The organism is Geobacillus sp. CCR (assembly GCF_052906625.1).
The window spans coordinates 74563-84666 of the sequence record NZ_JBREBQ010000014.1 but is presented as its reverse complement, the minus strand read 5'-3'; the positions used below and the strand labels follow the sequence as shown (position 1 = coordinate 84666).

At 54.3% G+C, this 10104-nt stretch carries 12 protein-coding genes and 1 pseudogene; 9 read left to right on the top strand and 4 right to left on the bottom strand.

The window, feature by feature from the left end; all coding sequences use genetic code 11:
- Positions 1–160 (bottom strand): annotated as a pseudogene (locus tag ACVBDQ_RS09360) (IS982 family transposase); the annotation flags it as partial.
- Between the two features lie 280 nt (positions 161–440).
- Here ACVBDQ_RS09360 and ACVBDQ_RS09355 point away from each other — a divergent pair.
- Together ACVBDQ_RS09355 and ACVBDQ_RS09350 are read left to right on the top strand one after the other, a co-directional pair.
- Entirely contained in the window at positions 441–635 is a 195-nt protein-coding gene (locus ACVBDQ_RS09355) for a hypothetical protein (protein WP_033026199.1), read from the top strand.
- A 99-nt stretch (positions 636–734) separates the two neighbouring features.
- Positions 735–869 carry a hypothetical protein gene (locus tag ACVBDQ_RS09350; RefSeq protein ID WP_011232483.1) on the top strand — a complete coding sequence of 45 codons (135 nt, stop codon included), beginning with the start codon at positions 735–737 and terminating at the stop codon, positions 867–869.
- Between the two features lie 215 nt (positions 870–1084).
- On the opposite strand, the gene ACVBDQ_RS09345 is transcribed toward ACVBDQ_RS09350, so the two are convergent.
- Together ACVBDQ_RS09345 and ACVBDQ_RS09340 are read right to left on the bottom strand one after the other, a co-directional pair.
- Positions 1085–1420: a spore coat protein gene (locus ACVBDQ_RS09345; RefSeq protein WP_446663186.1), complete on the bottom strand. Its 336-nt coding sequence runs from the start codon at positions 1418–1420 to the stop codon at positions 1085–1087.
- 15 nt (positions 1421–1435) lie between these two features.
- A complete protein-coding gene (locus ACVBDQ_RS09340) occupies positions 1436–1693 on the bottom strand; it encodes a hypothetical protein (RefSeq protein WP_033026186.1) in 258 nt (85 codons plus the stop codon).
- Between the two features lie 164 nt (positions 1694–1857).
- Here ACVBDQ_RS09340 and ACVBDQ_RS09335 point away from each other — a divergent pair, with 164 nt between their 5' ends.
- Positions 1858–2775, top strand: a complete 918-nt coding sequence (locus tag ACVBDQ_RS09335) for a proline dehydrogenase family protein (protein ID WP_011232480.1) — start codon at positions 1858–1860, stop codon at positions 2773–2775.
- 217 nt (positions 2776–2992) lie between these two features.
- Here the strand turns inward: ACVBDQ_RS09335 and ACVBDQ_RS09330 are convergent, their stop codons facing one another.
- Positions 2993–3142, bottom strand: coding sequence for a YuzL family protein (locus ACVBDQ_RS09330; protein WP_011232479.1), 150 nt, complete (start codon positions 3140–3142; stop codon positions 2993–2995).
- A 187-nt stretch (positions 3143–3329) separates the two neighbouring features.
- Between ACVBDQ_RS09330 and ACVBDQ_RS09325 the strand changes: the two genes are divergently transcribed.
- The 6 genes from ACVBDQ_RS09325 to ACVBDQ_RS09300 all read left to right on the top strand — a co-directional run bounded on the left by ACVBDQ_RS09325 (position 3330) and on the right by ACVBDQ_RS09300 (position 10074).
- Entirely contained in the window at positions 3330–5717 is a 2388-nt protein-coding gene (locus tag ACVBDQ_RS09325) for a 3-hydroxyacyl-CoA dehydrogenase/enoyl-CoA hydratase family protein (RefSeq protein WP_011232478.1), read from the top strand.
- A gap of 27 nt (positions 5718–5744) precedes the next feature.
- On the top strand, positions 5745–6917 hold the full coding sequence (locus ACVBDQ_RS09320; protein WP_011232477.1) for an acetyl-CoA C-acetyltransferase: 1173 nt from the start codon (positions 5745–5747) through the stop codon (positions 6915–6917).
- A gap of 137 nt (positions 6918–7054) precedes the next feature.
- Complete coding sequence (locus ACVBDQ_RS09315) at positions 7055–8839, top strand: acyl-CoA dehydrogenase family protein (protein WP_011232476.1); 1785 nt, start codon at positions 7055–7057, stop codon at positions 8837–8839.
- A 77-nt stretch (positions 8840–8916) separates the two neighbouring features.
- Positions 8917–9282: an arsenate reductase family protein gene (locus ACVBDQ_RS09310; protein ID WP_011232475.1), complete on the top strand. Its 366-nt coding sequence runs from the start codon at positions 8917–8919 to the stop codon at positions 9280–9282.
- Between the two features lie 96 nt (positions 9283–9378).
- Complete coding sequence (gcvH, locus tag ACVBDQ_RS09305) at positions 9379–9762, top strand: glycine cleavage system protein GcvH (protein WP_011232474.1); 384 nt, start codon at positions 9379–9381, stop codon at positions 9760–9762.
- Between the two features lie 75 nt (positions 9763–9837).
- Positions 9838–10074 carry a YusG family protein gene (locus ACVBDQ_RS09300; protein ID WP_011232473.1) on the top strand — a complete coding sequence of 79 codons (237 nt, stop codon included), beginning with the start codon at positions 9838–9840 and terminating at the stop codon, positions 10072–10074.
- The last annotated feature ends 30 nt before the right edge of the window (positions 10075–10104 follow it).

Genomic DNA, 10104 nt, shown 5'->3' with positions numbered 1-10104 from the left:
TGGCGATGATGACAGCGTCCTCTTGCTTGACCAAATGGCGATTTCGACGATGAAGATGCACCTGAATGCATGAAAGTTGAGCAGAAACAAAAACGAAAATGGCGGCATATTGCTTTTGAATCTTGGCCCGATCTGTAGTAAAATGAAAGTGCTCTTGCATAGGGATCCTCCTTTTTAATGGTTGGTTGCACTTTCATTTTAAGGGGATCCTCATGCAAGGGCTATTTTTATGCTTGTTTGAGTTTATCTAGCACCACGGGTAAAAGAAAATAATTTCCTTTAATGAGAATATCTTATAGAAAGAGACCTTCCTTTGCATTCACGGATCGATGATTTGGGAGAAATCGCCGTTTTTCACCAGCCCTCTAGGTACTGGTCTAAGCAGCGGGCGTTTTTCCTGCATACAGTGGGACTAAAGCAAGCGGAAGGGGGGAAGCAAGATGAGCCATCTCCAAGTGGCGGATGAGCGCATTTGGCGGCCATGGGGCTGGTGGTTTTGGCGGCCGCGCCCGTTTTTCTTCGGCGCTCCGTTTTTTGGCGCTCCATTTTTCGGCGGCTTTTTAGGCGGTTTGCTCGGGAGCGCATTGGTTCCGCTGTTTTTCTATCCGTGGTGGTATGGCCCCATTTGGTGGTGAGAAACCGGCAAGGGTTGGGCGGACGGCCCACCCTCTTTTCTTGTTTGTTGCATATGAATACAGTGTAGCATTCTAGCTTTGGGGAAAGGAGAAGGAACGATGCTATTTCCAGGATTGTTGTTTGGCGCCCCATTTGTCGGCGGCTTCTTGGGCGGATTGCTCGGCGGCGCGTTAGCTCCGCGTCCGTTTTACCCGTACCCGCCGTATCCGCCGTATCCAGGCTGGTGGTATTGATCGTCTATTCATGAAAGAATAAGCATCCCTGTGGAACAAGAAGGGGTGCTTATTCAATGATCCCGGTGTCGCGGATGCGGACGTCCGCTGTTTGCAGCATGCTCCATACCGATTCGGATGGCGCTGCCATCCCTTTCTCCCCTTTCTGCGCCCTGTCTTCTTAACGGATGGAGAAAGAGGATGTCCTTCTGCCGTTCGGACATCCCCTCGTTTTGTTATTGCATGGCATTTCGTTGATAAGGGAGCTGATTCGTATACCCTTGGAACTGCTGGTACATTTGCTGAAGCTTTTGCGGATCGGCGGCTTCAAGTTTGTACCAGCCTTTTTTGAACATCAAGTTATACAGTTCGCGCTGGCAGTTTTGTGTTTCTGTGAAAATGTTCATCATTTCTTGATATAACGGTTGGTTGCTCGCCTCATGCAAGTACACGCTGTATGCCGACGTCATGTATTTTTCTGTTGTCAACATATCGTTCAAAAAGTCGCGCTCATTCATTTGCGGTGTTTTCGGCACTTGCGTTTCCGGGTTTTGCACTTGTCTTGTGTTCATGCGGCTTTCCTCCTTTTACATGACCGGCGGTTGCGGCGGGTTTTGCAAATGGCGCAAAATCATGTTGTAATGGCGCTGGTGCATTTGCCCGGCGCGCTCGATCGCCTGCACCACTTCAGGGTCTCGGCATTGTGAGGCGAAAAAGTGCGCTTTTTTCGCTGCGAGCAAGTTCCACGACATCATATCGGAAAAATACATGGCGTCTTTTGTGGACACCATTTGCGGCGGCTCGGGCATCGCCGCCTGCGGGTTCATTTGTGGTTGCTGTTGCATCGTTGTTCGCTCCTTTCGTCGGTTGTTCGCTTGTAGATTGTGCAGAGAGTGGAAAATTATGCGCATATAAAAAATAAACCGTGGGGAAAAAACATATTCAATTGAATTGAAACATGGTACAATAAGAATGGTGAATGCGTTTCCATACAAGGAGGCTTGCAACAGTGGAGCAGTTGATGCGCGATTTTTTCCTGTTCTTATCGAAAAATAAAACATTGACGAAATGGGCGAAACGATACGGCCTCCGCTTCGGCGCGTCAAGGTTTGTCGCCGGCGAAACGATCGAGGAAGCGGTGCGCGTCATCCGCCAGCTGAACGAAAAAGGATTGGCGGTCACGGTCGACTATTTGGGTGAGTTTGTCGACAATGAGCAGGAAGCGAATGAGATGGCGCGCCATTGCTTGGAGGCGATTGAGGCGATCAGCCGGGAGAAATTGAACTCGCAGCTGTCGCTGAAAATGACATCGATGGGGCTTGATATTTCCGATGAGCTTGTCATGCGCAACATGCGCCGCATTTTGGATGCGGCAAAACAGCGCGGTGTGTTTGTGACGATCGATATGGAAGACTATTCGCGCTGCCAAAAGACGCTGGACATTTTTAAAACGTTGAAAAAAGAATACGACAACGTCGGCACGGTGCTGCAGGCGTATTTGTACCGGACGGAACAAGACATTGAAGACTTAAAGCCGTACCGCCCGAACTTGCGTCTCGTCAAAGGAGCGTACAAAGAACCGCCCGAAGTGGCGTTTCCGGATAAAAAAGATGTCGATGAGAACTTTAAGAAGATCATCAAAATGCATTTGCTAAACGGCAACTATACGGCGGTGGCGACGCATGACGACGCCATCATCGAATATACGAAGCAGCTCGTCAAAGAATACAACATTCCCAACAGCCAGTTTGAATTTCAAATGCTGTACGGCATCCGCCCGGAGCGCCAAGTGCAGCTGGCGCGCGAAGGATATACGATGCGCGTGTACGTTCCGTACGGCACGGACTGGTATGGCTATTTTATGCGCCGGCTCGCCGAACGGCCGGCCAACGTGGCGTTTGTTTTAAAAGGCATCCTCCGCAAGTAGGGGCGCAAAACAGAGGAAAACGCCGGCGGACGCCGAGCGTTCGGGCGCAGAAGGGGACAGGCATCCAGCGGCAACGGCCATCAAGCCTTTTTGGATTTCAGACAAACGCCGTTGCATGTCACGGGGCGTCGGGCGGTCATTTGAGGTAAACGCCGTTCAGATCGTGCGGCCTCTCTTTATTTGCAGCTATGACAGGCGGGAGCTGACGCCATGGGCGTCAGTCCCCTTGCATGTTGTGTTTTTTGTACTGCTGGTTTTGGCTTGTCCGCTTGCCGCCGCCGTCGGCTTCGACCGTCGGGCCGGCGTTTCCTTTGACGCTTGCGGCGCTGACGCCGCGTTCAGATGGATTTTTTTTCAACCGGGCCATCGGTGGTTCACCTCCTGATCGTTAGTATGAGCAACATTTCGGAGTGCGATGTCGGGAAAAATATGCGCAAATATATTGCGAAAATTATCAACATACTATATATTTAGTTATAGAGAGCGGTTTCAACGATATTTTTTTCATCAAAAAATGAATGACCATTCATTCAATGGTGTGAGGGGGAACCGAAATGGTAAAACGCATTCGGCGCGCCGCGGTGCTCGGGTCCGGCGTCATGGGTTCGGGCATTGCCGCCCATTTGGCGAACGTCGGCATTCCGACGCTGCTGTTGGATATCGTGCCGCGGGAATTGACGAAAGAGGAAGAAGCAAAAGGTTGGACGCTCGAGCATAAACAAGTGCGCAACCGCCTCGCCAATCAGGCGCTCGAGCGGCTGCTCAAGCAAAAACCGGCGCCGCTCATGTCCAAAGACAACATCGCTTTGATTGAAACGGGCAACTTCGAGGATGACTTCCACCGGCTCGCGGAAGTCGATTGGATCATTGAAGCGGTCGTTGAAAAGCTGGAAGTGAAAAAAGAAGTCTTCGCTCGCGTCGACGAGGTGCGGACGCCGGGGACGATCGTCAGCTCGAACACATCCGGCATCTCGATCGCCGCAATGGCGGAGGGGCGTTCCGACGATTTCAAAAAACACTTTTTAGGCACGCATTTCTTCAACCCGCCGCGCTATTTGAAGCTGCTTGAGATCATCCCGACGGAGCATACGGATCCGGATGTGGTCGCCTATATGAAATCGTTCGGCGAAGACGTGCTCGGCAAAGGCGTCGTCATGGCGAAAGATACGCCGAACTTCATCGCCAACCGGATCGGCACGTATGGCTTGCTCGTCACCGTCCGCGAGATGATGCAAGGCGGCTACAGCGTCGGCGAGGTCGATTCGGTGACGGGGCCGCTCATCGGCCGGCCGAAAAGCGCGACGTTCCGCACGCTTGACGTCGTCGGGCTCGATACGTTCGTGCATGTCGCCAACAACGTGTATGAAAACGTCGAAGGGGAAGAAAAAGAGGCGTTCCGCGTGCCGGAGTTTATGAAAACGATGCTTGAAAACGGCTGGCTCGGCAGCAAATCCGGACAAGGCTTTTTTGTCAAGCAAGGAAAAGACATTCTCGAGCTGAACTACGTCACGATGCAATACGAGCCGCGCAAAAAGCTTGTCACCCCGGCGGTGGAGATGGCGAAGCAGGCGAAAGGAGCGGCTGCCAAGCTGCAAACGCTCGTGTATGCCGATGGCGACCGCGCGGGAACGCTCCTTTGGAACATCATCGCACCGACATTGCTGTACACTGCCCGCCTTGTCGGGGAGATCGCCGACGACATCGCAGCGATCGATCAGGCGATGAAGTGGGGGTTTGGCTGGGAGCAAGGTCCGTTTGAACTGTGGGACGCGATCGGCCTCGAGAAGTCGGTGCGTAAAATGCAGTCAGAAGGGCGCGACATCCCGTCGTGGATCACGGACATGCTCGCCGACGGAGCCACATCGTTCTATAAAACGGAAAACGGCCGGCTGTTCTATTATGCGCCGGGCGGGTATAAAACAGTAGAAGAAAACGAAAAAGTCATCCACATCCGCCGGCTGAAAGAGGCGCGCGGCGTCATCAAGAAAAATGCCGGCGCCAGCCTCATTGACCTCGGCGACGACGTGGCGCTTCTGGAGTTCCATTCGCCGAACAACGCGATTGGCGCCGATATTGTCCAAATGATCAACGAGGCGCTTGAGGAAGTCAACCGCAACTACAAAGGGCTCGTCATCGGCAACCAAGGGAAAAACTTCTGCGTCGGCGCGAACTTGGCGATGATGCTCATGGAGGCGCAAGACGAAAACTTTTTTGAATTGGAACTTGCCGTTCGCCAGTTCCAGCAAGCGCTTCTCAAAATGAAATACAACCCGAAGCCGGTCGTCGTCGCGCCGTTTGCCATGACGTTAGGCGGCGGGGCGGAAGTGAGCTTGGCGGCTTCACGCATCCAAGCGGCGGCCGAGACGTACATCGGGCTCGTCGAAGTCGGCGTCGGCTTGATTCCGGGCGGCGGCGGCAACAAGGAGCTGTACATCAAACGGTTGAACAGCCTGCCGCGCGGCGTGGACGTCGACTACGTCAAAATCGCGGCCAGCGTATTTGAAACGATCGCCATGGCGAAAGTGTCGACGTCAGCGGCGGAAGCGCGCGAGCTTGGCTTCTTGAATCACCGCGACGGCATCACGATGAACGGCGACCATCTGCTGTATGAAGCGAAACAGGCGGTGCTCTCGATGTATGAGGAAGGGTACCGGCCTCCTGTAAGGAAGAAAGTGCCGGTGGCCGGCGAAAGCGGCTATGCCGCCATGCTGCTTGGGGCGCAGTCGATGTTCCATTCCGGCTACATCAGCGAGCACGATTTGAAAATCGCGAAAAAATTGGCGTATGTTCTAGCCGGCGGCAAAGTGCCGTACGGAACAGAAGTCGACGAGCAATATTTGCTCGATCTCGAGCGCGAGGCGTTTTTGAGCCTCATCGGCGAGCCGAAGACGCAAGCGCGCATGCAGCATATGCTTGTGAAAGGAAAACCGCTCCGCAACTAAAGCGGAGGAGATCAAGGGGGGATTGGCGTGAGAGAAGCGGTCATTGTCGCAGGTGCGCGCACACCGGTCGGCAAAGCGAAAAAAGGAACGCTCGCCCACGTGCGGCCGGATGATTTAGGGGCGCTCGTCGTCAAAGAAACGATCAAGCGCGCGGGGAACTATGAAGGAAACATTGACGACTTGATTATCGGGTGCGCCATGCCCGAGGCGGAGCAAGGACTGAACATCGCCCGCAACATCGGGGCGCTCGCCGGGCTGCCGTACACGGTGCCGGCGATTACGATCAACCGGTATTGCTCGTCCGGTTTGCAGGCGATCGCCTATGCGGCGGAACGGGTGATGCTCGGCCATTCCGACACGGTCATCGCCGGCGGGGTCGAATCGATGAGCATGGTGCCGATGATGGGGCATGTCGTCCGCCCGAACGCCCGCTTGGCGGAAGAAGCGCCGGAATACTACATGTCGATGGGGCACACTGCCGAGCAAGTGGCGAAAAAATACGGCGTCAGCCGCGAGGACCAAGACGCGTTCGCGGTGCGCAGCCACCAGCGCGCCGCCAAGGCGATTGCCGAAGGAAAATTCAATGAAGAAATCGTGCCGGTCGAGGTGACGGTGCGCAAAGTAGAAGGCAACAAACTCGTTGAGGAGAAAGTCGTCTTTACACAAGATGAAGGCGTGCGCCCGGACACGAATATGGAAACGCTCGCGAAACTCCGGCCGGCGTTTGCGGTAAACGGCACCGTCACCGCCGGCAACGCGTCGCAAATGAGCGACGGGGCGGCGGCGGTCATGGTGATGGACCGCGAAAAAGCGGAGTCGCTCGGCTTGAAGCCGCTCGGCAAGTTTCGTTCGTTCGCGGTTGCCGGCGTGCCGCCGGAAGTGATGGGGATCGGCCCGGTCGCTGCGGTGCCGAAAGCGTTGAAGCTGGCCGGCCTTGAGCTGTCCGACATCGGTTTGATCGAGCTGAACGAAGCGTTCGCCTCGCAATCGATCCAAGTCATCCGCGAACTTGGGTTGGATGAAGACATTGTCAACGTCAACGGCGGGGCGATTGCTCTAGGCCACCCGCTCGGCTGCACGGGCGCGAAGCTGACCTTGTCTTTGCTTTACGAAATGCGGCGCCGCAACGTGCAGTTCGGCATCGTCACGATGTGCATCGGCGGCGGCATGGGAGCGGCCGGCGTGTTTGAGCTGCTGTAGCGGCAGCTGACAGCGAGCGGGCTTCATCAGCTCGCGCGAGGCATGCATCCGCATTTGCCCGGCTGCATGGAACGTCTATTTCCCGGGCGGCGTTGCCGCCCGGATCATCAATCATCTTTCGGGGGAGGAAATCAACGATGGCCAAAACGATGGAAGAAGCGATCAAAGGCGGCAGCTTTTTGATTGAAGACATTCCGGCGGAGCGCGTGTTTACGCCGGAAGATTTCACCGACGAACATCATATGATTGCCAAAACGACGGAAGAGTATGTCAACAATGAAGTGCTCCCGCAGCTCGAGCATTTGGAAAACCACGAGTTTGACCGTTCCGTGAAATTGCTTCGCAAAGCGGGCGAGCTCGGCTTGTTAAGCGCTGACATTCCGGAAGAATACGGCGGTTTGGGCCTAGATAAAGTCAGTTCGGCCATCATTGCGGAAAAAATGGCGCCGGCCGGCGGTTTTGCCATTTCGCACGGGGCGCACGTCGGAATTGGCTCGCTGCCGATTGTGTTGTTTGGCACGGAAGAACAAAAACAAAAATATTTGCCGTATTTAGCGACCGGCGAAAAAATCGCCGCCTACGCCTTGACGGAGCCTGGCTCGGGTTCGGACGCCCTCGGCGCGAAAACGACGGCGAGATTAAACGCGGAAGGCACGCATTACATTTTAAACGGCGAAAAACAATGGATCACCAACTCCGGTTTTGCTGATGTGTTTGTCGTCTATGCAAAAGTCGACGGCGAACATTTCACCGCGTTCATCGTGGAACGCGACTTCCCGGGCGTTTCAACTGGTCCGGAAGAAAAGAAAATGGGGATTAAAAGCTCGTCGACAAGAACGCTCATTTTGCAAGATGTGCCGGTGCCGAAAGAAAACGTGCTCGGTGAAATCGGAAAAGGCCATGTCATCGCCTTCAACATTTTGAACATCGGCCGCTACAAGCTTGGGTTAGGGGCGGTCGGCGGCGCGAAGCGGGCGCTTGAAATCACGCTCAAATACGCCAATCAGCGCCAGCAATTCAAACGGCCGATTTCGCAGTTTACGTTGACGCAGGAAAAATTCGCGACGATGGCGTCGCGCCTGTATGCCGCCGAAAGCTCGGTTTACCGCACGGTCGGCTTGTTCGATGAACGGATGGGCCTGCTTGATGCGGAAAAGGCGAAAGATGGCAAAGAAGTGGCGAAATCGATCGCCGAATATGCGATCGAATGCTCATTGAACAAGTTTTTTGCCACGGAAGTGCTCGATTACATCGTGGATGAAGGCGTGCAAATCCACGGCGGGTACGGCTTTATGCAGGAATACGAAATTGAGCGCGCCTACCGCGATTCGCGCATCAACCGCATTTTCGAGGGGACGAACGAAATCAACCGCCTTCTCGTGCCGGGCATGTATTTGAAAAAGGCGTTAAAAGGCGAGCTGCCGCTCTTCCAAAAAGCGCAGCAGCTTCAGGAAGAACTGATGATGATGGCCGCCGAAGAGCCGGGGACGGGCGCGCTGGAACAAGAGAAATACTTGGTGCGCAACGCGAAAAAAATCGCCTTGATGGTCGCCGGTTTAGCGGCGCAAAAATACGGCCAGCGCATTGAAGAAGAGCAAGAAGTGCTCGTCAACATCGCCGACATCGTCTCGAACATTTATGCGATGGAATCAGCGCTTTTGCGCACGGAAAAAGCGATTCAGGCGAGCGGTGAGGAGAAAAACAAACAAAAATTGCTGTACACGCAAATTTTCTGCCAAGAGGCGTTCAATGAAATTGAAGCCCATGCGAAAGAAACGCTCGTCGCCGTCGAACAAGGAGACACGCTGCGGATGATGCTCGCCGCTCTCCGACGGCTGACGCGCCATACGCCGATCAACGTGATCGCGAAAAAACGCGAAGCGGCCGCCGCGCTCATTGAAGCCGAACGGTATATTGTGTGATAATGGGAAGTGCCAGGCGTTTGCCTGGTGCTTCTTATTTGTTTGCCACACAGCGGAAATGAAAGGGAGGAGTGAAGATGGCGCTCACGCTCTATTGGTATCCAAAATGCGGAACGTGCCGGAAGGCGAAAAAATGGTTGGATGAACACGGCATTGAGGTGCAAACGGTGCATTTGGTCGACGAGCCGCTGACGAAAGAGCAGCTCGCCCGTTTGCACCGTCAAAGCGGGCTGCCGCTCAAAAAATTTTTCAACACGAGCGGGATGAAATACCGCGAGCTTGGCTTGAAGGACAAGCTCGACCGCGCATCGGAAGACGAGATGCTCGATTGGCTCGCCTCGGACGGGATGTTGGTCAAACGGCCGATTTTGACGGACGGCGAGCGGGTCGTCGTGGGCTTTCGCGAACAAGAATACGAGGCGTTTTTCGCGGCGGGGACATAAAAAATTTTTTGCAAAATCGGGTGAATTCAGTGAGTTTTTGCGGAAAATCGGTTATGATGAAAAGGAATATACATTTTGTCGCAATGGAGGGATACGATGAACACGCCGAAAGAACTTCGCTATACAAAGGAGCATGAGTGGGTGCGCGTGGAAGGAGAGAACGTGCGCATCGGCATTACGGATTACGCCCAATCAGAGCTTGGCGACATCGTCTTTGTCGAGCTGCCGGAAGTCGGCGCAGAGGTTACGGCGAACGAGCCGTTCGGCAGCGTTGAATCGGTGAAAACGGTCTCGGAATTGTATGCGCCGATCAGCGGCACGGTCGTTGAAGTGAATGAGGCGTTAAATGACCATCCGGAGTACGTGAACGAATCGCCGTATGACAAAGCGTGGATGATCGTCGTCAAACCGAATGATTTGAGCGAAATCGACAATTTGTTGACGGCGGAACAATACGAGGCGATGATCAACGAAGGATAAACGTTCCTGCAATCTTCGCTTCGATTCGGGCACTCTATACATACCGGAATTTGATTGAAAAAAGGGGTGCTCGCGATGGCGCTGCAAACGACGCGCATAGATGTCACGGACCGGATCATCGGCAAACTGAACGGCCGCTCGCTGGAGTTGTACGAGGAAGGAGAGCTCATCGGGCGCCTTCCGCTTCCGGCGGCCGTCCCGTTGAAAAAGGGGTATACCGAACAAAACGGAAGAATTTACAAACAGGTGACCGCTACCGTTGAGCCGGACCAAAAATATGTCGATTGCGACGGGGAAGCGGGCTGGTGTTGAAAGGCAACGGTGGATGGCCGTTGCTTTTCA

Excerpts from the sequence above, each read along its gene's own strand:
- ACVBDQ_RS09330 (WP_011232479.1), bottom strand. The coding sequence starts at position 3,142 with ATGGCCCGGTTGAAAAAAAATCCATCTGAACGCGGCGTCAGCGCCGCA.
- ACVBDQ_RS09325 (WP_011232478.1), top strand. The coding sequence starts at position 3,330 with ATGGTAAAACGCATTCGGCGCGCCGCGGTGCTCGGGTCCGGCGTCATG.
- ACVBDQ_RS09345 (WP_446663186.1), bottom strand. The coding sequence starts at position 1,420 with ATGAACACAAGACAAGTGCAAAACCCGGAAACGCAAGTGCCGAAAACA.
- ACVBDQ_RS09315 (WP_011232476.1), top strand. The coding sequence starts at position 7,055 with ATGGCCAAAACGATGGAAGAAGCGATCAAAGGCGGCAGCTTTTTGATT.
- ACVBDQ_RS09310 (WP_011232475.1), top strand. The coding sequence starts at position 8,917 with ATGGCGCTCACGCTCTATTGGTATCCAAAATGCGGAACGTGCCGGAAG.
- gcvH (WP_011232474.1), top strand. The coding sequence starts at position 9,379 with ATGAACACGCCGAAAGAACTTCGCTATACAAAGGAGCATGAGTGGGTG.
- ACVBDQ_RS09340 (WP_033026186.1), bottom strand. The coding sequence starts at position 1,693 with ATGCAACAGCAACCACAAATGAACCCGCAGGCGGCGATGCCCGAGCCG.
- ACVBDQ_RS09355 (WP_033026199.1), top strand. The coding sequence starts at position 441 with ATGAGCCATCTCCAAGTGGCGGATGAGCGCATTTGGCGGCCATGGGGC.
- ACVBDQ_RS09350 (WP_011232483.1), top strand. The coding sequence starts at position 735 with ATGCTATTTCCAGGATTGTTGTTTGGCGCCCCATTTGTCGGCGGCTTC.
- ACVBDQ_RS09300 (WP_011232473.1), top strand. The coding sequence starts at position 9,838 with ATGGCGCTGCAAACGACGCGCATAGATGTCACGGACCGGATCATCGGC.